At 70.4% G+C, this 26,089-nt stretch carries 22 protein-coding genes, 1 tRNA gene and 1 pseudogene; 8 read left to right on the forward strand and 16 right to left on the reverse strand.

What is annotated here, in order from left to right:
* Positions 1-25: 25 nt before the first annotated feature.
* Complete coding sequence (locus ABZS37_RS10835) at positions 26-2,413, reverse strand: M4 family metallopeptidase (protein WP_355167693.1); 2,388 nt, start codon at positions 2,411-2,413, stop codon at positions 26-28.
* Between the two features lie 162 nt (positions 2,414-2,575).
* On the opposite strand from ABZS37_RS10835, the gene ABZS37_RS10840 reads away from it, so the two are divergent.
* Positions 2,576-3,124: a hypothetical protein gene (locus tag ABZS37_RS10840; protein WP_355167695.1), complete on the forward strand. Its 549-nt coding sequence runs from the start codon at positions 2,576-2,578 to the stop codon at positions 3,122-3,124.
* A 137-nt stretch (positions 3,125-3,261) separates the two neighbouring features.
* On the opposite strand, the gene ABZS37_RS10845 is transcribed toward ABZS37_RS10840, so the two are convergent.
* Genes ABZS37_RS10845 through ABZS37_RS10855 form a run of 3 tightly spaced genes read right to left on the reverse strand, consistent with a single transcriptional unit; the run spans position 3,262 to position 4,793 of the window.
* Entirely contained in the window at positions 3,262-3,927 is a 666-nt protein-coding gene (locus tag ABZS37_RS10845; protein WP_355167697.1) for a DUF998 domain-containing protein, read from the reverse strand.
* 12 nt (positions 3,928-3,939) lie between these two features.
* Entirely contained in the window at positions 3,940-4,359 is a 420-nt protein-coding gene (locus ABZS37_RS10850) for a VOC family protein (RefSeq protein ID WP_354994520.1), read from the reverse strand.
* A gap of 35 nt (positions 4,360-4,394) precedes the next feature.
* Positions 4,395-4,793, reverse strand: coding sequence for an AraC family transcriptional regulator (locus ABZS37_RS10855; protein ID WP_354994521.1), 399 nt, complete (start codon positions 4,791-4,793; stop codon positions 4,395-4,397).
* Between the two features lie 189 nt (positions 4,794-4,982).
* On the opposite strand from ABZS37_RS10855, the gene ABZS37_RS10860 reads away from it, so the two are divergent.
* Positions 4,983-6,206 (forward strand): acyltransferase, encoded by a 1,224-nt coding sequence (locus ABZS37_RS10860; RefSeq protein ID WP_355167699.1) that lies wholly within the window; start codon positions 4,983-4,985, stop codon positions 6,204-6,206.
* A gap of 73 nt (positions 6,207-6,279) precedes the next feature.
* Here the strand turns inward: ABZS37_RS10860 and ABZS37_RS10865 are convergent.
* A tRNA-Thr gene (locus ABZS37_RS10865) sits at positions 6,280-6,356 on the reverse strand.
* A gap of 350 nt (positions 6,357-6,706) precedes the next feature.
* Here ABZS37_RS10865 and ugpC point away from each other — a divergent pair.
* Both ugpC and ABZS37_RS10875 read left to right on the forward strand, forming a co-directional pair.
* The gene (gene ugpC / locus ABZS37_RS10870; RefSeq protein ID WP_355167701.1) at positions 6,707-7,798 is read left to right on the forward strand and encodes a sn-glycerol-3-phosphate ABC transporter ATP-binding protein UgpC; all 1,092 of its coding nucleotides are present in this window, start codon (positions 6,707-6,709) and stop codon (positions 7,796-7,798) included.
* Between the two features lie 168 nt (positions 7,799-7,966).
* Positions 7,967-8,563, forward strand: a complete 597-nt coding sequence (locus ABZS37_RS10875) for a hypothetical protein (RefSeq protein ID WP_355167703.1) — start codon at positions 7,967-7,969, stop codon at positions 8,561-8,563.
* A 58-nt stretch (positions 8,564-8,621) separates the two neighbouring features.
* On the opposite strand, the gene rlmB is transcribed toward ABZS37_RS10875, so the two are convergent.
* Both rlmB and cysS read right to left on the reverse strand, forming a co-directional pair.
* Complete coding sequence (gene rlmB / locus ABZS37_RS10880) at positions 8,622-9,752, reverse strand: 23S rRNA (guanosine(2251)-2'-O)-methyltransferase RlmB (protein ID WP_355167705.1); 1,131 nt, start codon at positions 9,750-9,752, stop codon at positions 8,622-8,624.
* Positions 9,752-11,167, reverse strand: coding sequence for a cysteine--tRNA ligase (gene cysS / locus ABZS37_RS10885; RefSeq protein WP_355167707.1), 1,416 nt, complete (start codon positions 11,165-11,167; stop codon positions 9,752-9,754). Before cysS ends, rlmB begins: the two co-directional genes overlap by 1 nt.
* A 63-nt stretch (positions 11,168-11,230) precedes the next feature.
* Between cysS and ABZS37_RS10890 the strand changes: the two genes are divergently transcribed.
* Complete coding sequence (locus ABZS37_RS10890) at positions 11,231-12,037, forward strand: helix-turn-helix domain-containing protein (RefSeq protein WP_355167709.1); 807 nt, start codon at positions 11,231-11,233, stop codon at positions 12,035-12,037.
* A gap of 227 nt (positions 12,038-12,264) precedes the next feature.
* Positions 12,265-13,227 (forward strand): DUF559 domain-containing protein, encoded by a 963-nt coding sequence (locus ABZS37_RS10895; RefSeq protein WP_355167711.1) that lies wholly within the window; start codon positions 12,265-12,267, stop codon positions 13,225-13,227.
* Between the two features lie 261 nt (positions 13,228-13,488).
* Here the strand turns inward: ABZS37_RS10895 and ABZS37_RS10900 are convergent, their stop codons facing one another.
* The 3 genes from ABZS37_RS10900 to ABZS37_RS10910 form a co-directional block, all read right to left on the reverse strand.
* Positions 13,489-15,180: a S8 family serine peptidase gene (locus ABZS37_RS10900; protein ID WP_355167713.1), complete on the reverse strand. Its 1,692-nt coding sequence runs from the start codon at positions 15,178-15,180 to the stop codon at positions 13,489-13,491.
* Between the two features lie 97 nt (positions 15,181-15,277).
* Positions 15,278-15,991: an HAD family hydrolase gene (locus ABZS37_RS10905; protein ID WP_355167715.1), complete on the reverse strand. Its 714-nt coding sequence runs from the start codon at positions 15,989-15,991 to the stop codon at positions 15,278-15,280.
* A 13-nt stretch (positions 15,992-16,004) separates the two neighbouring features.
* Entirely contained in the window at positions 16,005-16,970 is a 966-nt protein-coding gene (locus ABZS37_RS10910; protein ID WP_355167717.1) for a DMT family transporter, read from the reverse strand.
* 85 nt (positions 16,971-17,055) lie between these two features.
* Here ABZS37_RS10910 and ABZS37_RS10915 point away from each other — a divergent pair, with 85 nt between their 5' ends.
* Positions 17,056-17,601 (forward strand): CGNR zinc finger domain-containing protein, encoded by a 546-nt coding sequence (locus tag ABZS37_RS10915; protein ID WP_355167719.1) that lies wholly within the window; start codon positions 17,056-17,058, stop codon positions 17,599-17,601.
* Here ABZS37_RS10915 and ABZS37_RS10920 read toward each other — a convergent pair.
* The 3 genes from ABZS37_RS10920 to ABZS37_RS10930 form a co-directional block, all read right to left on the reverse strand.
* Positions 17,568-18,167: a GNAT family N-acetyltransferase gene (locus ABZS37_RS10920; RefSeq protein WP_355167721.1), complete on the reverse strand. Its 600-nt coding sequence runs from the start codon at positions 18,165-18,167 to the stop codon at positions 17,568-17,570. The two genes, ABZS37_RS10915 and ABZS37_RS10920, sit on opposite strands and share 34 nt — an antisense overlap.
* A 172-nt stretch (positions 18,168-18,339) precedes the next feature.
* Entirely contained in the window at positions 18,340-18,522 is a 183-nt protein-coding gene (locus ABZS37_RS10925; protein WP_355167723.1) for a DUF397 domain-containing protein, read from the reverse strand.
* Positions 18,513-19,208, reverse strand: a complete 696-nt coding sequence (locus tag ABZS37_RS10930; protein WP_355167725.1) for a DUF5753 domain-containing protein — start codon at positions 19,206-19,208, stop codon at positions 18,513-18,515. The genes ABZS37_RS10925 and ABZS37_RS10930 overlap by 10 nt, the downstream gene beginning before the upstream one ends.
* A 240-nt stretch (positions 19,209-19,448) precedes the next feature.
* On the opposite strand from ABZS37_RS10930, the pseudogene ABZS37_RS10935 reads away from it, so the two are divergent.
* Positions 19,449-19,685: pseudogene (locus ABZS37_RS10935) on the forward strand (hypothetical protein); the annotation flags it as partial.
* Between the two features lie 5 nt (positions 19,686-19,690).
* Here the strand turns inward: ABZS37_RS10935 and ABZS37_RS10940 are convergent.
* The 3 genes from ABZS37_RS10940 to ABZS37_RS10950 all read right to left on the reverse strand — a co-directional run bounded on the left by ABZS37_RS10940 (position 19,691) and on the right by ABZS37_RS10950 (position 26,044).
* Positions 19,691-21,100, reverse strand: coding sequence for a class II fumarate hydratase (locus tag ABZS37_RS10940; protein ID WP_355167727.1), 1,410 nt, complete (start codon positions 21,098-21,100; stop codon positions 19,691-19,693).
* Positions 21,101-21,135: 35 nt separating this feature from the next.
* Positions 21,136-24,117, reverse strand: coding sequence for a BTAD domain-containing putative transcriptional regulator (locus tag ABZS37_RS10945; protein ID WP_355167729.1), 2,982 nt, complete (start codon positions 24,115-24,117; stop codon positions 21,136-21,138).
* A gap of 259 nt (positions 24,118-24,376) precedes the next feature.
* Positions 24,377-26,044 carry a fumarate hydratase gene (locus ABZS37_RS10950; RefSeq protein WP_354994534.1) on the reverse strand — a complete coding sequence of 556 codons (1,668 nt, stop codon included), beginning with the start codon at positions 26,042-26,044 and terminating at the stop codon, positions 24,377-24,379.
* Positions 26,045-26,089: the final 45 nt, after the last annotated feature.

Genomic DNA, 26,089 nt, shown 5'->3' on the forward strand with positions numbered 1-26,089 from the left:
CGGGTCCTTTCGGCGATCGGTCAGGTCAGGAGACGGTGAGCGCCGTGTCGTCGACCACGAAGGACGTCTGCAGCGAGGAGTCCTCAGTGCCGGTGAACTTCAGGCTGACGGTCTGGCCGGCGTACGCGGCCAGGGAGAAGGACTTCTGGCTGTAGCCGGTGGCCTTGTTCAGGTTCGAGTAGGTCGCCAGCGTGGCCAGCACCGTCCCGCCCGAGTTCAGCACCTGCACATTGAGCTTGTCGTACGCGACGCTGGTGGTGGTCTCGGCCGAGTCGATGTGCAACCAGAAGGTGAGCGCGTACGACGCGCAGCCGGCCGGCAGGCTCACCGACTGGGCGAGCGTGTCGGTGTGGGTGCTGCCGTACCCGTTCATCCACGCCTTGTACGTCCCGGTGCGGGCCGCCTGGCTGCTGGAGTTGGTGATCACGCCGGAGCTGGCCGTCCAGCCGGTCGCACCGGACTCGAAGCCCGGGTTGGCCAGCTTCTGACCCGGCGCGGTGCAGCCGCCACCGGTGCCGTTCACGGTCAGCGTGTACGTGGCGCTACGGGTGACCGCACCCGCACCGTTCACGGTGACCGAGTAGGTGCCCGGCGGGGTGCTCGCCGAGGTGCTGATGGTGAGGGTGGACGAGCCGCCCGAGGTCACCGAGGTGGGGCTGAACGCGGCGCTCGCCCCGCTGGGCAGGCCCGACGCGGAGAACGTCACGGTCTGTGCCGTACCACTGGTGGTGGCGGTCGCCACGGTGGTGGAGGCCGAGCTGCCCGGGTTCACCGAGCCGGCGGTCGGCGAGAGCGACACCGAGAAGTCGTTGCCGGTCGAGCAGGTCGAGTCACTGCCGGCCACGTTCACCGCGGTCCAGGCGGATTGCACGGCCTTGTACTCGGTGGAGCAGCTGCCGTACAGGTCGGTGGCCGCCCGCAGGCTGTAGGCGCGGGCGGTGTTCGCCGGGTTGCTGGTGTTGACGTACGACGTGTTGGAGGTGAAGTAGACGTCCAGCGCCCGGTACCAGATCTTTTCGGCCTTGGCCCGGCCGATGCCGGTCACCGCGGGGGCGGAACCGCAGACCGGTGAGGTGCCGTACGCGGTGGCGCCGGTGCCCTCGGCGAGGTTGAAGTAGAAGTGGTTGGCAACGCCGGACGAGTAGTGCACGTCCTTGTTCTTCGTGCTGGTGGACCAGCAACTGTCGGACGAGCCGTCCAGCGACGGGTTGTACATGTAACGCAGCGGCGTACCGTTGCCATTGATGTTGATCTTCTCACCGACCTGGTAGTCGCCCGGGTCGCTCGGCGCGGCGGCGTAGAACTCCACCATGTTGCCGAAGATGTCGCTGGTGGCCTCGTTGAGGCCGCCGGATTCGCCGGAGTAGACCAGGCCGGCCAGCGCCTCGGTGACACCGTGGCTCATCTCGTGCCCAGCCACGTCCAGGGAGACGAGGGGGCGGGAGTTGCCGGAGCCGTCACCGTAGGTCATCTGGGCGCCGTCCCAGAAGGCGTTGACGTAGCTGCTGCCGTAGTGCACCCGGCTCGGCACGCCGGTGCCGTTGCCGAAGATGCCGTTGCGGCCGTGGGTGTTCTTGAAGTAGTCGAACGTCTTCGCCGCGCCGAAGTGGGCGTCCACGCCGGCGGACTGCCGGTTGGAGTTGGCGCCGGTGCCCCACGCGTTGTCGGCATCGGTGAAGGTGGTGCAGGTGGAGGTGCCGTTGTTCATGTCGCAGGTGCGGCCGTTGCCGTGCGTCGGGTCGATCATCTGGTACGTGCTGCCGGAGAGCGTCGTGTCGATGCTGACCGCGCCGGTGTAGATGCCCTGGCCGCTGCCGACCACCGACTCGATCTCGTCGTACGACCCGACGGCCGCGCCGGTGGTGGCGTCGGTGATCACGTGCAGCCGGGACGGGGTCTGCCCGTCGGGCTGCCAGCCACTGACCACCGTCTCCCAGGCCAGCCGGCCCGTGCCGGAGCTGGCGTCGACGAACAGCTCCGGGGCGCCCACCGCCTCGACCGTGCCGGTGAATCCTGCGCGGGCGGCCTTCTTCGCCGCTGCGGAGGCGACCTTGGCCGTGGTGCCGAGGGTCAGCGGTGCGGCCAGACCGACCGAACTGCCGGCGTAGGTGCCGCTCGGCGTGGCGTGGATGACGAAGTCACCGCCGTACACCCGCAGTCCTTGATAGGTCCGGGTGTAGCGGGTGTGCGTGGCGCCGGTGGCGTCCACCTTGGTGCTTCGCACCTGGTAGGACTCTGCGCTCGAACCCTGGACGGCGCCGGGGTTCGCTTGCAGGACGGTCGCCGCCTGGGCCGCGGCGGAGGCATCCGGCGCGGGGGCGGTGGGCGGAGCCGCATGCGCCGATGTGGCGACGCAGGCCAGCAGGCCGCTTGTGAGCAGCGCTGCGCTGACAGCGGCGAGGGGTCGTTTCACGTGCCCTCCAGAAAGGAGAAAGAGTGTGACACGGGTAGTCACGCATGTAGATATAGCCATGTGTTGAAGAAAAGAGAAGCCCTGGACGGCTCCCGGACATCGACAATGGCCGTTCGGATGAGGGTCTTGACAAGGGAACCAACGGCCGGTTCAGCGCGTCCGATGGACATGAGACCCGCCTCGACAACCGGCGTCACGATCGCGCTACTGGTCGCTCTCCTGGCCGGCTGCACCAGCACCGACGGGGCCGGCACCACCCCTGACCAGCGGCCGAGCACCCCCGGCACGACCCCGACCGCCCCGGCCACCGATGCTCCGCCGGCAACCATCGCCCCCACGGTCGCCTCCACGGTCAGCGCCGCGGCCAGCCGGGTGATGCTGAAGCGCTCCGGCGGCTTCGCCGGCCGCGGTGACGTCGTGACCGTCGAGCCGGACGGCCAGTGGACCGCGGTGGACCGGGCCGGCAGCCGGCGTACCGGCCGCCTCAACCCTGCCGACCTCGGCGGCCTGACGGGGCTGGCGGCCGACCCCCGGCTGGCCGCCGAGGCGCGTCAAACGACCCCATCGAGCGCCTGCGCGGACGCGTTCAGCTACCAGCTCACCGTCGGCACGATCGAGACCGGTTACGTCGACTGCCCCACCGAGACAACCCCGCCGCCGGCCACGCGGGCTCTGGTTGAACTGCTGCTACGGGCCACTCAGACCAGGTAGTCCGAGGGCAGGCCGGTGCCACGCAACTCCGGCGGCAGGTCGGCCACGGAGGCTCCCTCACTGACCTGGCCGGCGAACCTGAACACACCGGGAGGCACGGGAAAATACCCGTGCCTCCCGGTGTGACGGCAGCCGGTTCAGTCGACCTGGCCGGATGCCGCTCGCGCGAAGGTGACCGACACCCACACCCAACCGACCGTCACCGCCATGCCGAACGCCACCATGACGGCCGGAGCCGGGCGGACCATCAGCGCCACCCAGGCCACCGCGAAGAAGGCCCCGGTCGCCAGGCTGAACCCGGCCCGACCCCTCGACCCACGCCGCGCGGCACGGCGACCGGCGACCACCATCGCCACGATCAGCGAGACGAAGGCGACCGCCGCCACCAGGAAGTGCAGGCCGCCGTGCCAACTGATCTGGCCGGCGCCCCGAGGCGTGCCGACGGGGAACCCGTCGGCCGGGTCGGCGCTGAAGATCGCCGCCCCCACCATGCCCAGCCCGTACAGGGCGAGCAGCCGGGGCACCCAGACCGAACCGGTGTCGGTGGAGCGCCGGAGCGCCCCGGCCGCCAGCACGCAGAGCACTCCGGTGACCAGGAACGTGGCGATCTGGATCCAACCCAGCTCACCGGTGCTCAACACGCTGACCGGGTGCCGCCGGAAGTCGAAGCCGTCCCGGGTGAACCCCTGGAGCAGCGCCGAAGCGGCGAAGATCGGGCCAGCGAGCACACCGCCGGCCAGCAGCGCACGGTCCCGACCGACGGAGGCCGGTCGTACCACGGGGAAAGGTGCGGCCTGGCTCATCGGTCCGCTCCCCTACGCCCGGGGGAACATCTGGCCGACGCGGATCCGGTTACCGAACGGGTCCCGAATTCCGAAGTCGATCCCGTACGGGCGCTCGGTCGGCTCGTCGGTGATCTCGACACCCTTCGCCACCAGCTCCGCGTACGTCTTGTGGGCGTCGTCGGTGGTCATGAAGAGCGCGCCGCCCAGCGCCCCCTTGGTGAGCAACTCCCGGACCTGCGCCGCGGTGGCCGGGTCCATCGCCGGCGGACCCGGCTTCTCCAGCAGGATCTCGCGCTCCGGGTCACCGGGCAGGTTGACCGTCAGCCAGCGCATGAAGCCGAGGTCCTGGTCGGTGTTGAGCTCCATGCCGAGCTTGTTCACGTAGAAGTCAAGTGCCTCGTCCTGGTCGAGGACGTAGATCTGGGAGCGGCTGATCGCGTTCATCGTCATGGCAATCACGCTAGACGTGGACCGTGACCTGCTGCTTATCCAAAACTGCTGGGTCGGGTCCAGGCCTTGGTGAAGCACGACGGCACGTTGGTTGGCATGGCGCGTCGGCGGAAGTTCGTGGGTGACTCCCCGACGATCTCCCGGAACGTCCGGCTGAACGTGCCCAGGCTGCTGAAGCCGACCGCGAAGCAGATTTCGGTGACGTCCCGCCCGGTGTCCACCAGCAACGACATCGCCCGCTCGACCCGGCGACGTTGCAGGTAGCGGTGCGGGGTCTCGCCGAAGGTGGCCCGGAAGGTCCGGATGAAGTGCGCCTCGGAGACGTGCGCGATCCGGGCCAGCGCGGGGATGTCCAAAGGCTCGGCGTACGCCCGGTCCATCGCGTCCCGGGCACGCAGCATCGCCCGGTTCGACTCCTCCACCGCGCGACTCATCCGCCCCCGTCCCGCTCCGCTCGTTGCCAGGCCCAGGCTACCGCCGACCGCCGCCAGACCCGTTGGGCGGCGCCGCGCTCGCAACGGCCGGGCGGTTGTGGTCCGCCAAGGCCGCGGAAACCTGGCATCATGCCGGGAGCGCCAGCCGACCCCCGGTCAGGCGGATGCCCCAAAAGGTGCCACATCACGATGAGTTCTCCCAAAGACCGCATGCCCCGGGTCGAATCACTGACCGGGCTGCGCTGGTTCGCCGCGTTCGCCGTATTCCTGTTCCACGCGAACCAGATCATCAAGCTGCCAACGGTTTATGACATCAGGCTCGGTGACTTCTTCCGATTCGGTGACGCCGGGGTCACGTTCTTCTACGTTCTCTCGGGCTTCGTGCTGACCTGGTCGTTCTCCCCCGCGGTGAGCACCGGGACGTTCTACTGGCGCCGGTTCGCCCGGGTCTGGCCCGCGCTCGCAGTCAGCACCGTCATCGCCTGGGTGGCCTTCGACCAGGGCTGGCACGACTCCTGGAAGCGCACCCTGCTGAGCCTGTCGCTGACCGAGTCGTGGTTCCCCCCGGCGGCCCACCTCGTCGCCAACCCGGTGGCGTGGTCGGTCGCCTGCGAAGCCTTCTTCTACCTGCTCTTCCCGTTCGTCATCCGGCCACTGCTGCGACTGCGGCTGCCGGCGCTCGCGATCCTCGCTGCGATCGGCATGGCCATCGAGTGGGCCTACTGGTTCATCGTCCAGGATTTGATCGACCCGGAGCAGTACTGGATCCAGCTCTCCTGGTTCCTGCGCTTCCCGCCGATCCGATTCATCGAATTCCTGCTGGGAATGATCACCGCCGCCGCACTTCTCCGCGGATGGCGGCCGAGAGTCAACCTGTGGCTCGCCCTGTCATCGGTGCCGGCATCGGTGCTGTTGCTGTGGTGGGGTGCGCAGCAGGGCTGGTGGGGTGCGCACTGGTCGCAGCAGGGTCTGGTGCCCGCCTGCGTGCTGGTGGTGCTCGCGGCAGCGATCCGCGACATCTCCGGGCGGCCCTCGGTCTTCCGGAGCAAACCACTGGTCGCCCTCGGCACCTGGTCCTACGCCTTCTACCTGGTCCACCTGTCGGTCATCTACTGGCTGATGGGCACGGTGAAGACCAGCCCCGCAAGCTGGACGAACCTCAAGGTTCTCCTGGTCTGGGCGGTGCTGGGCATCGCCCTGGCGTGGGCCTGCTACCGGTGGGTCGAACACCCGGTGGAGAGGTTCCTGCGCAACCTCTACCCGCGCCGCGTCCCGTCCGCACCGCAGGCGCCGCAGGAAGCGGCTGCGGTGCCCCAGCAGCGCACCGATGCCGTCCTGACCGGGCATGGTGTCCTGAGCCAGGAAACCGACCCCGGAATCCATCCGGACATGAACAGATACCACGTTCGATGAACGAGCACGTGGTGAGCGTTGCTGTCAACCGGTCGACTCGCGGCTGTGCCCATCGGGAATAGCCTGATGAAATTGGAGCCCCCGGCCGGGATCGAACCGGCGACATCTCGCTTACAAGGCGAGTGCTCTGGCCAGCTGAGCTACAGGGGCGCGTGCGTCGGGGTCAGCATAGCGACTGACGTCCGGATATCCCGCTCGCGAGGCCTCCCGAGCATGGGAAACGTCAGCAACCCGACGCCCGTACGCCTCGACGTCGCTAGGCCGCGCGTCGATTGATGTCCGACCGTGCCGGAGTGACCGGAATGCGTAGGCAATGGGTTGCGTGAGACGCTCCCCGCCTTGGCAGGGCGGGTAAACCCGTTTACCGTGCAGTGACACGGACGACAGCCCGGCGCCCTCGCGACCGAGCCGCCGTCCGCTGACCGGCACGGACACGTGCCGGTCGCTCCTTCACTCGGATCGTCCGGCACGTTCCTGCCGGTGAAAGGAAGCGCTTCACCATGGCTACGGTCACTTATTCCAAGGCGTCCCGGGTCTACCCGGGCCAAGAGCGTCCCGCCGTCAACGAGTTGGACCTTGAGATCGGCGACGGCGAGTTCCTCGTTCTGGTCGGCCCCTCTGGTTGCGGCAAGTCCACCAGCCTGCGGATGCTCGCCGGTCTGGAAGACGTCGACGCCGGCTCGATCTACATCGACCAGCGTGACGTCACGCACCTCCCCCCGAAGGCCCGCGACATCGCGATGGTCTTCCAGAACTACGCCCTCTACCCGCACATGACGGTGTACGAGAACATGGCGTTCGCCCTCAAGCTGCGTAAGACCTCCAAGTCGGAGATCGACCGGCGGGTCAAGGAAGCGGCCGGCCTGCTCCAGCTGGAGGAATACCTCGGCCGCAAGCCGAAGGCGCTCTCCGGTGGTCAGCGTCAGCGTGTCGCGATGGGCCGGGCGATCGTCCGCGAGCCGCAGGTCTTCCTCATGGACGAGCCGCTGTCGAACCTCGACGCCAAGCTGCGCGTGCAGACCCGCACCCAGATCGCGTCGCTGCAGGCCAAGCTGGGCGTCACCACGGTCTACGTCACGCACGACCAGGTCGAGGCCATGACCATGGGTCACCGGGTCGCGGTGCTGCTCGACGGTGTCCTGCAGCAGGTGGACACCCCGCGGGCGCTCTACGACACCCCGGCCAACGTGTTCGTCGCCGGCTTCATGGGCTCTCCCGCCATGAACATCAAGACCGTTCCGCTGAACGAGAAGGGCGCCGAGTTCGCCGAGCTGCACATCCCGCTGACCCGGGAGCAGGTCGAGGCGGCCCGTGCCGAGGGTGGCGACGGCAAGGTCACCGTGGGCTTCCGCCCGGAGGACTGCGAGCTGGTCAGCCCGACCGAGGGCGGCATGCCGGTCGTGGTCGAGCTCGTCGAGGACCTCGGCTCGGACGCCAACGTCTACGGCCACGCCGCACTGGGTGGCAACTCGGAGCGCTTCGTCGTCCGTACCGACCGGCGCAACATGCCGAACATGGGTGACACCGTGTTCGTCAGGCCGGCCGTCGGTCGCAGCCACGTCTTCCACGCCACCACCGGCGGCCGGATCTGACGTAACGCCGTACCGACAGGGGCGGTCCGCTTCGGCGGGCCGCCCCTGTCGTCGTACCGGCGGTCGGCTCTGCCCCTGCGGAGCCAGCGCGAAGGTGGCTCTCGGGAGTGACTCGGCACGGCGAGGCCCGCTCGTACCGTCACGGCAACCCGAACCCGAGGAGACGCCGTGCCCGCCATTCTCGCCACCTCCGCCGCTGCGCCGACCACCCGTTCCCGGCCGTACCGAACGGCCCGCCTCGCCGGCCGCAGCCTCGCCTACTGCGCGACGCTGGTGCCGGTCGCCCTGCTCGCGCTGGTGAGCGCACCGGTGGGCGGAACCGGTGCCGCTGTCGCCCGCTGGCGGGCCCTGCGCACCGGGCTGCTCGGGGCGCCGCCGACCGCCGCGCCCAGCCGGCGACCGGGCCTGGCCGCGGTGTTCAGCCACGCGCTGTTCAGCCTGCTCCTCGGCGCCATGGCACTGCTGCCGCTCGGCGTCACACTGCTGATGGTGCTGCGCGGCGTGCTGTACGGCGTGGTGGACCCCGGTCCGTACGACCATTCCTGGGGTGGTCCGACCCGGGCCGGCGCGTGGCTGGCGCACTTCCTCGTCGGCCTGCCGCTGTCCGCCGCCGCGCTGGCCGCGCTGATCGGCATCGCCGCCGTGCACCAGCGGCTGACCCGCGGTCTCGACGGGGAGCGGCGCGCGCCCTGGCTGATCCCGACCGTGCTGCTGATCGCGCTGGCCGGTGCGCTGCTCTTCGTCGCCTGGACTCATCAGATCTAGCAGCCCCGGACACGACGAAGGCCCCTCCCCCAGCGGGGAAGGGGCCGCGTCGAGGCTGTTACAGCTCGGCGGCCCGCCGACGGGAGACCTCGGCCAGAGTGACCGCGGCGGCCACGCTGGCGTTGAGCGACTCGACCTCAGAGATCATCGGGATGCTGACGGTCAGGTCGCAGGTCTCCCCGACCAGGCGGGAAAGCCCGCGCCCCTCGGAACCGACCACCACCACCAGTGGCCCGACCGCGGCCTCCAGGTCGTAGAGGTCGGTGTCGCCGTCGGCGTCCAGGCCGACCACCATGAAGCCGGCGTTCTGACACGCCTTCAGCGACCGGGTCAGGTTGGTCACCTGCGCCACGGGCACCCGCGCGGCCGCGCCGGCACTGGTCCGCCAGGCCGTCGCGGTGATCCCGGCGGCCCGCCGTTCGGGTACGAAGACACCCTGCGCGCCGAACGCGGCGGCCGACCGGATCACGGCACCCAGGTTGCGCGGGTCGGTGACACCGTCCAGCGCGACCAGCAGCGGAGCCTGCTGCTCCAGGGCAGCGGCGACCAGGTCCTCGAACGGCTGGTACGCGAATGGCGGCACCTGCAGCCCGACGCCCTGGTGCAGCACCCCGCCGGTCATCCGGTCCAGCTCGGCCCGGCTGATCTCCAGGTTGGCGATGCCGCGGTCGGCGGCGGTCCGGATGATCTCGTTGATCCGGTCGTCCGTGTCGATGCCCTGGGCGACGTAGAGCGCCGTCGCCGGCACCAGGGCGCGCAGCGCCTCCACCACCGGGTTACGCCCGACCAACAGCTCCGGGGTGTCCTTGCTCGGGTTGGACTTGCGCCCCGGTGCGACCCGAGGGCCGGACCGCCCGGTGGGCTTGCCGCCCCGGCCGCCGGTGGCACCCCGGCCGACCGGCACGCCCCGACCGCCGCCCCTGCCCCAGGTGGTGTCCTTGCTGCCCGGCTGACCGATCTTCGGAGCGCGCCCCTCCTCGGAGGCGGCGCGGCGCTCCTTGTCCTGCTTCCAGGCGGTGCGCTGGGGCAGCTTCTCGGTGCCCGAGTAGCCCTTGTGCCACGGCCGCTCATCGGCGGGCAGGGTGCGCCCCCGCCCAGCCAACGAGTCCTTGTTCTTGCCGCCGGTGCCCTTGGGGGCCCCCGCCTTCGACGTCAGTCGCCGGCCACGGCGCTGCGAGTTGCCGGCCATCAGTCCTGCTCTCCAATAGTCCAACGGGGTCCCTGGGGGGTGTCTTCGACCACCACGCCGGCCAGCTTGAGCTGGTCGCGTACCGCGTCGGCGGCAGCCCAGTCCTTGCGGCCCCGGGCCTGCGCGCGCTGTTCCAGGGCCAGCGCGATCAGGGAGTCCACCACGGCACGCAGATCGTCCGAGCGGCCGCCACCGGTCCAGGCCGGGTCGAGAGGGTCGATCCCGAGGATATCCAGCATCGCCCGTACCACGGCCAGCGTGGTGCGGACGGTCACATCGTCGCCGGTGCTCAGCGCGGTGTTGCCGTCCCGAAGGTGCTGTTGCAGCACGGCCAGCGCGGCGGACGTGTTGAGGTCGTCGTCCATCGCCGCGACGAAGCCGGCCGGCAGCTCACCGAACTGCCCGGCACCGACGCGCTCAGCCGCCCGCTGCACAAAACCCTCGATCCGGCGGTACGCGGTCGCCGCCTCGCGGAGCGAATCCTCCGAGTAGTCGATCAATGAGCGGTAGTGCGCGGCGGCGTAGTAGTAGCGCAGCTCCACCGGCCGCACCCCGAGCGAGTCCACGTATGCCAGGCCGAGCGCGTTGCCAGCGGACTTGCCCATCTTGGCCCCACCGATGCTGAGCAGCCCGTGGTGCACCCAGTAGCGGGCGAACGGCAGCCCGGCCGCCTGGGACTGGGCGAGCTCGTTCTCGTGGTGCGGGAACGTCAGGTCCAGCCCACCGCCGTGGATGTCGAACTCCGGGCCGAGATACCGCCAGCACATCGCCGAGCACTCGATGTGCCAGCCCGGGCGGCCCAGCCCCCACGGCGACGGCCAGTAGGCGTCCGCCGGCTCGTCCGGTTTGGCGCCCTTCCAGAGCGCGAAGTCGCGCGGGTCCCGCTTGCCCCGGTCGGGGGCGTCACCGGCCGACTGCATCGCGTCGGGGGATTGATTCGACAGCGAGCCGTACGCCGGCCAGGACGCCACGTCGAAGTAGACGTCGCCGGAGCCGTCGGTGGCCGGGTACGCGTGCCCGTCGGCGATCAACTTCGTGATCAGCTCGTGCATCTCCGGGATGTGCCCCGTGGCGCGCGGCTCGTAGGTGGGCGGCAACACCTTCAACGCCCGGTACGACTCGGCGAGGATCAACTCGTTGGCGTACGCGATCGACCAGAACGGTCGGCCCTGCTCGCCCGCCTTGACCAGGATCTTGTCGTCGATGTCGGTCAGGTTGCGAATGAAGGTGACCTCGTAGCCGGCGGCCAGCAGCCAGCGGCGCAGCACGTCATAGTTGACACCGGAGCGAAGGTGACCGATGTGCGGCGGGGCCTGGAGGGTGAGACCACACAGGTAGACCCCCACCTTGCCGGCTTCCCGCGGGACGAAGTCCCGCACCGATCGGGTGGCGGTGTCATACAGGCGTAGCGTCACCGTACAAGGGTAGCTGTCCGTGCCTGTCCGGGTCCGCCGGTGCCTGGTCGTACGCTGCCAGGCGTGGATGCGACCGCACGCTCCGGCGAACCGCCGGCCAACCCCAGCGCCGCCGTCGACGCGGTTGCCGGGCAGGCCGACGCGGTTGGCAGGCAGGCCGACGCCGTCGCGGGGCAGGCCGACGCCGTCACGGGGCAGGCCGACGCCGTCACGGGGCAGGCCGACGCCGTCGCCGGGCGGGTCGGGGAGACGTCGCAGACCCTCGACCGAGGGTTACGGCTGCTGCACCTGGTCGCCGACGCCTCGGGAGGACTGACCGTCACCGAGGCCGCCAACCGACTCGGCGTCGGCCGGGCGGCCGTCTACCGGCTGGTCGGCCCGCTGACCGGGCACGGCATGCTGCGCCGAGACGGCGACGGCCGGCTGCGCCTCGGCGCCGGGTTGCTGCACCTGGCCCGACGCGCTCAGCCGTTGCTCGCCGAGGGTGCGCTGCCCGCGCTACGCCGCCTCGCCGAGCAGGCCGGCGCGACCGCGCATCTGACCGTGGTCGAGGGCGGCGAGGGTGTCGCCCTGGCCGTGGTCGAGCCGAGCTGGACGTCGTTCCACGTCGCGTACCGGGCCGGGGCACGGCATCCGCTGGACCGGGGCGCGGCGGGCCGGGCCATCCTGGCCGGTCGAGCCGGGGTGGCGGAATTGGTGAGCAGCAGCGGGGAGTTGCAGGCCGGGGCGTACGGGGTGGCCGCGCCTGTGCTCGGCGTAGCAGGGTTGGAGGCCAGCGTCGGCGTGGTCGCGCTCGCCCCGCTGGACGTCGGCACGATCGGCCCCCAGGTGCTGACCGCCGCTGCGGCCATCGCCACCGCCCTCCGCTGACTCCCGGACACCCTCCCACCCGCGGCGCCGGCTTGATCGACTCCACATCGCCGATAGTGCGGCATCCGCGCCGATCGATAGCGCCACCTCGCCGACGTCGTGATGATCTCGCCGTATAGCACTTCGATCGGGGTGCCTGGCAGTCGTCCACAGGCGCGGGACGCGTGACCGTCGGGCGCTGTCCACAGGGGTATCGGACGCCATGCCGGGGGTCGGACGCTGGCCGCATGCCTCCTCGCCCCCACCGGCCTCCCGCCCTCGTCTGGCAGGTCTTTCGCGGTTCCGACGTGATCCGACGAGGCCTGGTCACCAGACACCAGCTACGCGGCTCGTCCTGGGTCCGCCTTCGGCACGATGTGTACGCCGACGCCCGCCTCGATCGTGACCACGGGCTGGCCTGCCGGGCGGCAACGATGCGGCTGCCGCCGGGGGCGATGATCGCTGGGCCTTCCTCGGCCTATCTCCATGGCATCGAGCACGCCGCCAGCTTCGACGACGACGTGCACGTTCTGGTGCCGAGGGTCGGCCGCGTCGACTCTCAACGCGGCCTACGCGTGCACCTGGCCGGTGCCGACGTTCCTGCGACCCCGGGCCTTGGTGTGGTTGCGGACCTACCGCCGCCCACGCCGATGACGGCTCTACCCGGCACGCGGAGCAACCCCACACTCCGCCGCACGGATCCGTCCTCTGCGGCGTGGGAGACCGCCGCCTGGTTGGACCCGCTGCGCGCGGTCGCCATCGTCGACTCGCTGCTCGCGAGCGGCTTGACCACCCGGGCTGCGCTGACCGCCGTCAGCACCGCCAACGCGGACCGGCCGGGTGGCCGACGGGCGTGCTGGGTTTTCGATCTGGCCGATCCGGGCGCGCAGTCGCCGCCCGAGTCGCAACTACGGGTACGTCTGGTGCTGGGCGGGCTACCCCGGCCGGTTGCCCAGCACCCGATCCAATTGGCTGGCGGGCTCGTGCTGCACCCCGATCTGGCCTGGCCCGAGTTCCGAGTGGCCGTGGAGTACGACGGCCGCTGGCACTCTGACCCCGAGCAACTGCACCGCGACCGTCAACGGCTCAACCTGCTCGTCGGTGCGGGTTGGTTGGTGCTGCACGTGACCAGCCGGCGGCTGCAGAACGACTTCCCGGCCGTTCTGAGCGAAGTCCGGTCGGCCCTGATCTCCCGCGGCTGGCGCAGGTGATCACCTCAAGAGTTGATCGACACCAGATCGCCGACGTGGCGGCATCCCAGGAGCCGGATAACGCAATGTCGGCGATCCGGAGTCGATCATGGCCGGGGAGGAACCGGGAACGCCAGCGGGGCCCGGGACCGCCAGCCCGGAGCGCCGACCAGTTGGGAGCGCCAACGGGCCCGGGCACGCCAGCGAGCCCGCGACGCTGATGACCCGGGAACGCCAGCGGGGCCCGGTCGACGATCGTCGACCAGGCCCCGAGGCGGTGCCTTACGGGCGGGCGTTCGGCTTGAGCGGGGTCTTCACCGCCGCGTAGGCGTCGACGATCCCGTAGCCGTAGAAGCCGTTGAAGTTGACCCCACCGGCGCAGTACGCGTCGTAGGTCTCGTCCCGGCCCTCATTGCGATACTGCTGCAGCCGCGGCTCCGGGCAGGCGTGCTCGGCCGCCGTCCGGTAGAGGTGCTGCTCGACCAGGTCCGGCGACATCCCGAAGCCGCCCCGGCGCTCCGGCTTGCCGTACCGGCTGACGATCAGCGCGGCGACACCGGCGGCGTGCGGGGACGCCATCGAGGTGCCCTGCAGGTAGGTGTAGTAGCCACACTCACCGTTGGCCTTGCACTGCTTGAAGACCGAGTCCTCGAAGCCGGCGACGATGTTGCCGTCGGCGTCGACCGAGCCCTCCTCCTGAAGCACGTGCTTCGGGTACGAGGAGAGGATCATGTTGGCGTCGGTACGGAACGTGTCCGTGCCGAAGCCGTCCCGGAACCAACCGCCCGGGGCGGCGACGGAGATCTGCTCGGTGCCGTAGTTGGAGAAGTCCGACTTCTTGCCGGACGGGCCGACCGACGACACACCGATCACGTGCGGGCCCTCGGTGGGCAGGTCCCAGCAGCTCTCGTTGTCGATCGGCCGGGGGTACGGGTCGGCACCGTAGTCAGGGCTGCTGACGTCGGTACGGGGTGCGCCCAGGTCATCGTTGCCGTTGCCGAGCGCACCGACCAGGGTGACGCCCTTGTTGTGAGCGAAGACCAGCGCCCGCTTCATCGCCTTGATGATGGCCCGCTGCTCGGCCTGGTCCTCCGGCGAGTCGGCGGGGTTGGCGGTGCAGTTGTAGAGCCACGGGTCGACGTAGAACGACATGTTGACCACGTCGATCCCGGATCGGCCGGCGTAGACCAGGGCGTTGACCACCGGGTCGAGGAAGAAGTAGCCGGAGTCCTGGCCACCCTTGAGCTCGACCAGCGAGACGTTCGGGGCAACACCGGAGAGGCCGAAGCCGTTGGCCGCGGCGCCGATGGTGCCGGCCACGTGGGTGCCGTGCCCGCCGTCGTCGGTGCCGACCGGGTCGAGACAGCTCGGCACCTCGCAGGGGCCGTCCACGTCGGTCAGGTCCGGCGCGAAGTTGCGCGACAGCGACCAGTTGAAGTTTGGCGCGATGTCCGGGTTGCTGGCGTCGACGCCGGTGTCCAGTACGCCGACGGTCACGCGCCGGTCACCTGGCTCGATCTTGCGGGCCTTGTCGGCCCGGATCATCTCCAGGCCCCAGAGCTTGTCGTCGAGTGGGTCCAGCTTGGCGCCCTTCTTGGCAGCGGCACCAGCAGCAGCAGCGCCGGCAGCGGCCAACAGGTGCTCCTGCTCGACCCGGTCCAGCTTCGGCTTGCGGCCGATCGCCTTCTGCTCGGCGGCACCGATCAGCGTCGGGGCTGCGATCGCCCTGGCCGCGAAGTCGGCCCGGTCGCTGGTGACCTGGAACATGCCGACCTCGTCGGACCGGGACACCACCGTGCCGCCGGCTGCTCGGATAGCGGCGACCGCCGTGTCGGCGGCGACGCCGTCCTCGGCGACGACTGTGAAGGTGCGGGAGTTGCTCGGCGCGGCGCTGGCCGGTACACCCAGCCCCGAAGCCGTAAGTGCCAGCACTGCCGCGGTCGCGACAGCACCGGCGGTGAAGCGCGTGCTCACCACATCGGATCCTCTCGTTGAGGGACGTGGCAGCCATCACACAACAACATGCGGGTTTACGCCAGGTGAGCGCCCGTTATGGCGGTGAATCTCTCCTTCATCCGCTCAGTTCGACGCGGACACCACCGGCATCGATAGGCAGATGAGCGAGCGCGGCCGGCAGGTCGGCCATGCTGGACACTTCGGCATCGGGCACGAACCCGACCGGGCGAGGCAGGCCGTGCCGGTTCAACCACACCGATCGCAGGCCGGCCCGCCGGGGCGCCACCACGTCGTGCTCCCACGAGTCACCGACGTACACGATCTGCCCGGCTGGCACCCCGGCCGCCGCGACCACCGCAGCGTAGAACTCCGGGGCGGGCTTCTTGGGCAGGCCGTTTTCGTGCGCGTACACCTCGAAGGCGAACTCACCGACGAGCCCGCAGCGTTCGGCGCGGCTGTTGCCGTTGGTGGCGAAGCCCAGGGTGTACCGGTCGCGCAGCGCGGCCAGTGCCGGCGGCACGTCCGGGAACGGTCGGGTGAGGGCGAACCGGCGGGCGAAGAAGAGAGCCGCGACCTCGTTCAGGTGGTCGTCCAGCCCGGCGCGGGCCAGCGACCGGGCCAGCGCGGCGCGGCGGATCTCCGCCACCGGGGCGGCCCGCAACTCGCCGAAGACCGCGCCCCAGTCGGACTCCAGTTCGGCGAGCGTCACCCCGGCCGCCGCCGAGGTGCGCCGCCGCATGTCGTCGAGGACGGCGACCAGTCCGCCGGTCACCGCCGGGCGCAGATCCAGCAGGGTCTCGTCGGCGTCGAACACCACAGTGGTCGGCACGGTGCCCACTGTCTCACCGACCGTCGAGCGCCAGCACGGGCTCAGGGGCAACAGGCGCGGACGGCGACGGCGACCCGCGCAGCTCGTCGAGGCGCACCAGCGCGACCCCGGCGACGATCAGCGCGCCGCCGAACAGCTGCCAGCCGGTGGGCAGCTCGTTCAGGAACAGCCAGGCGATCAGCACCGCGAAGAGCACCTCGGTCAGCCCGACGAAGGACGACAGCCGGGGGCCGAGGATGCGGGTGCCGGCGATCCCGGCCAGGTACGCGATGACGGCGGCCACCAGGGAGAGCCCCGCGATGGGCAGCAACCAGCTGGTGGACTGGCCGGCGAAGGTGACCTCGCCGAAGGTGGCGTGCAGCGGCAGCAGGCCGGCCAGCCCGATGAGGAGCAGCACGGCGGCACCGACGGCCATTCCACCACTCGCCATGGCGACCGAGGGCAGCCGAGGATCGACCCGGCCGGCGAGCACGAAGTAGCCGGCCAGGCCGAATGCCGCGCCCAGACCCCAGAGCACGCCCACCGGGTGGAAGTCGGCGGTGCCGGCGAGATCGAGCACGAACGCCAGCCCGGCCAGGGCGGCCACCGACCCGGCCACGGTGAGCTGGCGGGGACGCTGCCCGTGCCGGAGCCACATCCAGCCAACGACGAGGATGACGCCCAGGTACTCCAGCAGCAGCGCGACACCGACCGGCAGGTAACGCACGGCGTTGAAGAAGCAGACCTGGGCCAGCGCCACCCCGAGCAGCCCGAACATCCCGATAGCTGCGGCGTTGCTCCGCAGCACATGCCACCTGCCCCGCAGCGACAGCAGGGCGGGGATCGCCAGCACCAGGGCCGCCACGCCGACCCGGGCGATCACCGCGGACCCGGCCGACCAGCCGGCGTCGATGAGCGATCGCGCAAAGGTGCCCGAGGTGGCGAAGGTGACTGCGGAGAGCAGCGCCAGCCCGGCACCGGCGGCAGGTCGTGAGTGCATGTCGCGCTCCTCGGGATGGCACCGTGTCATGAGCAAACTATTCTTGTGCCGATTACGCTAGGCGGCACCTGTGACAGGAGTCAAGTTGCTGTTCGCTCATGACACCCAATGTTCGCTGATCGCCGCTGCCGCGCTGGTCAACACCGCGGGTCGGGACGGCGAGTTGCTGCCCGACATCGCCGCGCTGGACGCGTTCTTCCTCCGACACACCTACAGCGGGCGGCACGAGCACACCGACGCGGAGTTGCGCGCCGTCCGGGACCTACGGCCTCGGCTGCGCCGCATCTGGTACGCCGAGCCGCCCGAGATCGTCGCGGTGGTCAACGGCCTGCTGCTCGAACACCGGGCGCTGCCCCAGCTCATTGAGCACGACGACGAGCCGTACCACCTGCACGCCGTGCCCCGCGACGCGCCGCTGGCCACCCGGATCGCGGTGGAGGCGGCGATGGCGGTGGCCGACCTGGTCCGCGCACGCGAGCTGAGCCGGCTGCGGATCTGCGAGTACCCGGACTGCGACAACGTGGTCGTCGACCTCTCCCGCAACCGGTCGCGACGGTTCTGCGAGGCCGGCTGCGGCAACCGCGCCGCAGTGACCGCCTACCGCGCCCGTCGGGCGGCCGGCCGCTCCTGACCGACGGCTGACCACTCCTCGGCCCGCAACTCGTACTCCACCTCGCCGTGCTCGGTGCCCGGGATCGGGTCGTCCCACTGGAGGTGGAAGGTACGCACGTGGCGCAGCCCGGCCTTGACCATCACCCGCCGGGACCGGTCGTTGACCGTCATCGTCTCGGCCCAGACCCGCCGCACCCCGACGGTGTCGAAGGCGTACCGGACCAGCGCCCGGGAACCCTCGGTGGCCAGCCCTCGCCCCCACGTCGAGCGGCGCAGCCGGTAGCCCAGCTCCGCCTCGGTGCCGTCTGCCGACGGGTCGAGTGCGAACCAGCCCAGGAAGTCACCGGTCTCCCGGTCGAGCGCTGCCCAGCGCCCCAGCCCGGGGTGCCGGTCGTACTGGGCCAGCAGCCTCGGCAACTGCTCATCGCGAACACTGGCCAACGGAGTGGCGACGCCACCGGTGAGGAACCGCATCACCTCGGGATCACTGTCCAGCTCGACCAACGCGTCCGCGTCAGCCACCGTCAGCCGCCGCAACCGCAACCGCTCAGTCCCCGCAGGCAGCGCCGCGTCATCCCCACCCATGGCCGGATCATCCCGCCGCCCGGCGACACCGTCGAGCCGTTTACCCGGGGCCGCCGCCGCTCGCAAGATCCGCGCAACATCGGCGAAACTGCTGCCTCAGGCCGCACCGAAACAGCAACTTCGGCGAAGTTGCGCGGGAACCCGGACCGCCGCCGCCCGCGAGGCGGTCGCGTCAGCGCGGGGGCGCGACCACGAAGAGCCGCCAGGAGTACGCGTCGACGGCGAGCACGGGCCCGTCCGGGTCCTTGCTGTCTCGCACCCCGACCACGTCCCCCAGATTCGTAGCCACCTCGACGCACTGGTCGTTGGAACCGCTCCGGCTGCTCTTCCGCCATCGGGCTCGGGTCAACTCCACGACTCCGCCACTTCCCTCAGCAACTCGATCGACTCCTGCGGTGGCAAGGCCTGCCCGAGGGTCGCTTCCCAGGTCCACTGCAGACGGAGCAGATCGGCTGGTCGGTCGAGTTCCTGACCACCTGTCTGACCACCGAGGTAGGCAAGGTCGCTGTGGTCGGCAAGCGTGGCAAGGATGAACGGCCCGTTCAGGCCGGGATATTCCTCGGCGGTGTGCGGCACGACATGCAGCTGAACCCTCGGGTGCTCAGTCGCCGACTGTGCCAGGTGCAGAAGCTGCTCGCACATCACCTTCCGACCACCGACGCACCGCCGCAGAACCGCCTCATCGACCACCGCGACGAGGTGTGGCGACCGGTTCTCGTAGAGAACTCGCTGGCTGTCCAGCCTGTCCGTCAGCCGGCGCTCAACTTCATCAGCGTCCAGCAGGCGGTCGGACTCGAAGATGGCGCGCGCATATCCGTCGGTCTGCAGCAGCCCAGGAACGTGCAGCGGGTCGAACCACCGCAGCGCACGGGCCTCCGCGAGGATCTTGCGCCAGCCGCGCAGCCAAACCTGGGCCTTGTCCAGGCTGACCAGCTCTGTCGACATCCGGCCGAAGAGGCCGCCGGTGTCCAGGGCGCGGTCGACGAGGTCCAGGTACTTCCCGACGCGGCCAAACCCTTCCGACCGTAGTCGCCTGATCACCGGACTGTGAAGTGCGGAACCGCTCCCCGTCCCCCGGGTCTGTCGGCGCCGCACGGGACCGCCCGCTCCCCCGGCCGGGCGGTCCCACCCCAGCCACGCCGACCGGCCCCGCAAGAGCGTGCTCGATCGTGGAAATAGTGGGGTCCTGGCGGGCGGAGACCAATACATCCAGGATCGAGCGCGATCTTGGATGCGGCAGGTGATGCCGCAAACGATTCAGCTCCAAAGGAAGGCCGCACCATGACCCGGAGCGCCCCGGACGACCAGACCAGGCCGCTACGGCGACCGCACCTGCCCCTGCGCCCGCTCTGGCTCTGCCGGGTCTGCGCCGCGCCCTGGCCGTGCCCGGTCGCCCGGCTCACCCTGCACCAGGAGTACGCGCACGACCGGATCGCGTTGAGCATCTACCTGTGCACGGTCCTGCACGACGCGGCCGCCGACCTGTACCGACTCAACCCACACGACGGCCCGAACCCCGCGGGTCAGGGATGGGTCATCCGGAGCAGGTCCAGGGTTTCGTCCAACTGGGTCTCGGTGAGCTTGCCGGAATCGACGTGGCCCCGGGAGATCACCACCTCCCGGATGGAGGCCTGCTTGGCCAGCGCCTCCTTGGCGATCGACGCGGCCTCGTCGTACCCCAGGTAGCGGTTGAGCGGGGTGACGATCGACGGCGACCCTTCGGCGTACGCCAGGCAGACCTCGGCGTCCGCGACCAGGCCGACCACCAGCCGGTCGGCGAACAGCCGGCTCGCCGCGGAGAGCAGCCGGATCGACTCCAGCAGGTTGCGGCCCATCACGGGCAGCATGACGTTCAGCTCGAAGTCGCCCTGCGAGCCGGCGAAGCCAACCGTCGCGTCGTTGCCGATCACCTGTGCGCAGACCTGCCGCATCGCCTCGGCGACCACCGGGTTGACCTTGCCCGGCATGATCGACGAGCCGGGCTGGAGGTCGGGGATGCGCAGCTCACGCAGGCCGGCACGAGGGCCGGAACCCATCCAGCGGATGTCGTTCGCGATCTTGTAGAGGCCGACCGCCACGGTGCGCAGCTGCCCCGAGGTCTCCACCAGCGCGTCCCGGGCGCCCTGCGCCTCGAAGTGGTTGCGCGCCTCGGACAGCGGCAACCCGGTCGACTCGCGCAACTTGCCGATCACGGCGGCGGCGAAGCCGAGCGGGGTGTTGATCCCGGTGCCCACGGCGGTGCCGCCCAGCGGCAGCTCGGCCAGCCGGGGCAGGGAGCCCTCCAGCCGTTCGACGCCATAGCGGACCTGGGCGGCGTACCCGCCGAACTCCTGACCCAGGGTGACCGGGGTGGCGTCCATCAGGTGGGTACGCCCGGCCTTGACCACCGTCTCGAACTCCGCCGCCTTGGCCTCCAGCGCCGACGCCAGGTGAGCCAGGGACGGCAGCAGGTCCTCGACGATGAACTGGGTGGCCGCCAGGTGGATCGAGGACGGAAAGACGTCGTTGCTGGACTGGGAGGCGTTGACGTGGTCGTTCGGGTGCACGTCCTGGCCCAACTCCCGAGTGGCCAGGGTGGCGATCACCTCGTTGGTGTTCATGTTCGACGACGTGCCCGAGCCGGTCTGGAACACGTCCACCGGGAACTGGTCGTCGTAGCCACCGTCGGCCACGTGCGCGGCGGCGGCGGCGATGGCGGCGGCCACGTTGGCGTCGATCACGCCCAACTCGCCGTTGACCTCGGCCGCCGCGCCCTTGATCTGTGCGAGGGCTTTGATCTGGGCCGGCTCGAGGCCTCGACCGGAGATCGGGAAGTTCTGCACTGCCCGTTGGGTCTGCGCCCGCCACAGCGCCTCGGCGGGCACCTCCACCTCGCCCATCGAGTCGCGTTCGATGCGGTAACCGGTCGCCTCTGGAGTCGTCACGCGTACCATCCTGCCGCGCCCGTGGCCGACTCGCAGATGATCCGTCAGCCCAACTCGGCCAGCAGCCGCTCCACCGCGTGCTGGTCCGGCGACTCGACCTGCCGGAACAGGGACAGCGCCCGGATCAGATGTGCGCGCGCCGCAGCCGGGTCGGTGTCCCGAACGCAGCGGGCGACGCCCTCCAGCGCCCGAGCCTGCTCGTAGCGGGCACCCATTCGAGTGGCGTCATCGAGCACCCGGCGGTGCAGGTCGAGCGCGCTCGCGACGTCGCCCTGGTCGAGGATCGCCCGAGCCAGCAGGTTGCGCGAAGCGCTCTGGCCAATCCGGTCGCCCACCTCGATCATCGCTACCAGCGCGTCCCGGTGCAGTGCGGCGGCGCGCTCCGGCCGCCCCGCGGCGCGCTCAATCACCCCGAGTTCGTTGAGCACCTCGCCCTCACCGAATCGATTGCCCAAGCTCCGCTTCAGGTGCAGCGCGAGCCGCAGAATTCGACGAGCCGGACCCAGGTCACCCATCCGGTGACGGATCAGGCCGATATGTCCGATCGCATTCGCGGACTGCCGCGGCTCTTTCGTCTGCCGGGCCAGGAGGAGGTGGTGCCGGGCGGTGCGCAGCGCCTCGTCGTACCGACCCCACGCGATCAGCGCAACGCACAGGTTGTTCTGCAGATTGGTCAGCTCGGTCGCGACACCCAGCCCGGCGGCCATGCCGAGTGCCTCGTCGAACTTGGCCTTGCTCTGCCGGAAGTCACCGTTCGCCGCGTACGAGATTCCGAGATTCCAGAGCGTGCTGAGCACGTCGCCCCGCAGCCCGAGGCGCCGACGCAGCTCGAGCGCCACCTCCATCGACCTGATCGCCTCCGGGAAACGGGCCAGCCGGAAGTACGCCGAGGAGAGGTAGTTCAGCATCGAGGCGATCGCCGCCTCGTCGCCGAGCCGCTCGGCGACCCGAAGCCCGATCGTGTGGGTCTCGATCAGCTCGTCGAGGTGCCCACCGTCGAAGTTGAGCCGCCAACAGGCTCGTGCCAGCTGCCAGCACTGAGTCGGAAAGCCCTCCTCTTCGGCCAGCCGGACGAGGGCGGTGAGCCCGGCGAGGTTCTCCTCGAACCACGCCTGCCCCTCGGAAACCGGGACGGCCACCAGATCAGGTCGACCAGGCGTACTCGCTGGAATGTTGCGGCGACTACCCGCCGCCTCGATCGTCCTGGCGATCGCCAACGTGACGGACAGGTGGTAATCCAGCAGCCGTTCCAGGGCTACTCGCCGTTCGGCCTGCCGCTCCGGGGGCATGAGTAGCAGCCGGGCGTACTCGCGGAGCAGATCGTGCAACCGATACCGGCCCGGCTGCACCTCCTCCGCCAGGTGCGCGTCAACAAGCTCGTCCAGCAGGTCCTGGGTGTCGGCCAGGGGCAATTCGGCGAGGGCGGCGGCCACCCGGTCGTCCAGCCGTGCGCCCGGATACAGACCGATCAGCCGGAACAACCGCTGTGCCGGCGGTGTGACCTGTGCGTACGACAGGGCGAACGCCTGCCCCACCGAGCGCTGCCCGGCGGTCAGCTCGGCCAGGGGACCCGCCCCGGCGACCAGCCGTTCGCCGAGGTCGGCGACCCGCCAGCGCGGCCGGTGCGCCAGGCGTGCACCGGCCAGCCGGATCGCCAGGGGCAGGTATCCGCAGCGGCGAGCCACCTCGGCGGCCGCCTCGGGCTCGACGGCGACCCGCTCCGCACCGGCCACCCGACCCAGCAACTCGATCGCCTCGTCGGCGTCCAGTACGGGCAGTGACGACGGCCGTCCCTCGTCCACGCCGACCAGCCGACGGCGGCTGGTGATCAAAACCAGGCAGCGCGAGCCGTTGGGCAGCAGCGGCGTCACCTGGTCGGCGGTGGCCGCGTTGTCCAGCACGACCAACGCACGCCGGCCGGCCAGCTCGGTCCGCCAGAGCGCCAGCCGGTCGTCGGAGTTGACCGGCACCCGTTCCGCCGGCACGCCGAGCTGGCGCAACAGGGCGCTCACGGCCGTGGCCGGCGTCAACGGTCGGCGTTCGCTGTGCCCGTGCAGGTCGATGAAGAGGTGGGCGTCCGGGTAGCGGTCTGCGAGCGCGGTGGCGACGTGTACGGCAAGCGTGGTCTTGCCGCTGCCGGCCATCCCGTCGATGAGCTGGATCTGGGTGCCGTCCTCCTCGATTTCCTTGACCAGGCGGGCCAGCGTGTCGTGCCGGCCCGTGAAGTCCCCGATCGCCCGGGGCAGGGAACGGACCGGGCCGACTGGTCGGGTCTCCCGGCCGGCCAGGGCCAGGTCGCCGGCGAGCACCCGTTGGTGCAGCTCCTGCAACTCGGCGCCCGGTTCGATGCCCAGCTCGTCGGCGTAGATGCGCCGACCCTCCCGGTAGACCGCGAGCGCGTCGGCCTGTCGCCCGACCGAGGACAGGGCCAGCATCAGTTGGCCACGCAAGCGCTCCCGCAGCGGATGCTGGTCGACGCTCTCGGCCAGTTCCTCGATCAGCTCGGCTGCCTGACCGAGGCGCAGCTCGATGTCGACGCACTCCTCCAGCGCGGTGAGTCGCTGCTCGTCGAGCGCCTGCGCGCGACGGCGGACGCTCCGGCTGGGGATACCGCCGAGCGCCGGCCCGCGCCAGAGCGCCAGGGCGGCGCGGAATCGCGTACGCGCGTCGGCCAGCCGACCGGCTGCGACCGCGGCCCGGGCTGCCTCCACACCCCGGGCGAAGACCTCGGCGTCCAGGTTGGTCGTCGCGGTGCGGACGCCGTACCCCGCCGGGTCGGTGACGATGGTCTCCGGTGCCAACCCGAGTTCGGCGAAACGACGCCGCAGCCGCGACACGCAGGTCTGCAACTGTGCCCGGGCGGTGGCCGGGGGATGCTCCTCCCACACCGCGTCGACCAGCTCGTCGACCGGCACCAGCCGGCCGGCCCGCAACAACAGCATGGCGAGCACGATCCGGTCGCGTCCCGCGGTGACGGTGGAATCGCCACCGCCGACCCGCAGGGGCCCCAGGATCCCGAACTGCATCTACTCCCCCGCATCAGTAGTGCAACTTCCAGCAGAGTAGTCCGGCGGTCACGGATCGCCTTGGACAGGCGATAGTGATCTGAGAGCGGATCGACAGCGGTGCCCAGCAGACTCGACCCGGGTTGTCGGTGACGACATCCGACGGGGGCGGTGCGCCCGTCCCACCCCAGCGGGGCGGGCGCACCGATGTCGGTGGAACACGGACGACAAAAGGGGCGCCGAGCGGATCCGCTCGGCGCCCCTTCGCGTACCTGTCGGGTCAGCGGCGGCCGACGGTGAGCACCGGCTTGGTGACCTCGGCGAAGAAGTCGTTGCCCTTGTCGTCGACCACGATGAAGGCGGGAAAGTCCTCCACCTCGATCTTCCAGACCGCCTCCATGCCCAGCTCCGCGTATTCGAGCACCTCGACGTGCTTGATGCAGTCCTGCGCGAGGCGGGCCGCGGGGCCGCCGATCGAGCCGAGGTAGAAGCCGCCGTGCTGCTGGCAGGAGCGGGTCACCTGACCCGACCGGTTGCCCTTGGCCAACATCACCTGTGAGCCTCCGGCGGCCTGGAACTTCTCCACATAGGCGTCCATCCGACCGGCGGTGGTCGGGCCGAACGAGCCGGAAGCGTATCCCTCGGGGGTCTTCGCCGGGCCGGCGTAGTAGACCGCGTGGTCGCGCAGGTACTGCGGCATCGGCTCGCCGGCGTCCAGCCGCTCGGCGATCTTGGCATGTGCGATGTCGCGGGCCACCACGAGTGGGCCGGACAGCGACAGCCGCGTCTTCACCGGGTATTTCGACAGCTCGGCGCGGATCTCGTCCATCGGCCGGTTCAGGTCGACCCGGACGACCAGCTCGGCGTCGAGCGAGTCGTCGGTGACGTCGGGCAGGAAACGCGCCGGGTCGGTCTCCAGGCGTTCCAGCCAGACGCCCGACGGGGTGATCTTGGCGACGGCCTGCCGGTCGGCCGAGCAGGAGACGGCGATCGCCACCGGGCAGGAGGCACCGTGCCGGGGCAAGCGGACCACCCGTACGTCATGGCAGAAGTACCGGCCACCGAACTGCGCCCCGATGCCGAAGTTGCGCGTCAGCTCCAGCACCTCGGCCTCCAGCTCCAGGTCCCGGAAGCCGTGCGCGGTCATCGAGCCGGAGGTGGGCAGCGCGTCAAGATACTTGGCGCTCGCGTACTTCGCGGTCTTCAGCGCGTACTCGCCGGAGGTGCCGCCGATGACGACGGCCAGGTGGTACGGCGGGCAGGCAGCGGTGCCGATCAGCCGCAGCTTCTCCTCCAGGAACTGCATCATCCGCGTCGGGTTGAGCAGCGCCTTGGTCTCCTGGTAGAGGTACGACTTGTTGGCCGAACCACCGCCCTTGGCCATGAACAGGAACTTGTACGCGTCCGGGTGCCCATCCGGGTCCTCGGCGTACAACTCCACCTGGGCCGGCAGGTTGCTGCCGGTGTTCCGCTCGTCCCACATGGTCAGCGGGGCGAGTTGGGAGTAGCGCAGGTTGAGCTTGGTGTACGCCTGGTAGACGCCCCGGGAGATGGCCTCCGCGTCACCGCCGTCGGTCAGCACGTGCCGGCCGCGCTTACCCATCACGATCGCGGTGCCGGTGTCCTGGCACATCGGCAGCACCCCGCCAGCGGCGATGTTCGCGTTGCGCAGCAGATCCAGCGCGACGAACCGATCGTTCGGCGAGGCAGCCGGATCGTCGATGATCGCCCGGAGCTGGGCCAGGTGCGCCGGGCGCAGGAAGTGCGCGATGTCGTGCATCGCCTCGGCGGTCAGCGCGGTGAGCGCGGCCGGTTCCACGGTGAGGAACCGGCGGCCTCCCGGGCCGTGTACGACGTCCACGCCCTCGTCGGTGACCAGGCGATAGTCCGTCTGGTCGGGGCCGGTCGGCAGGAGGGGAGCGTACGAGAATGCGGCGGCACTGCTCATGAGCGGCAAGCCTAGGGCAGACCGGTCGATCACTCCCACCCGCCG

The organism is Micromonospora sp. NPDC005413 (assembly GCF_040606435.1).
GTDB lineage: Bacteria > Actinomycetota > Actinomycetes > Mycobacteriales > Micromonosporaceae > Micromonospora.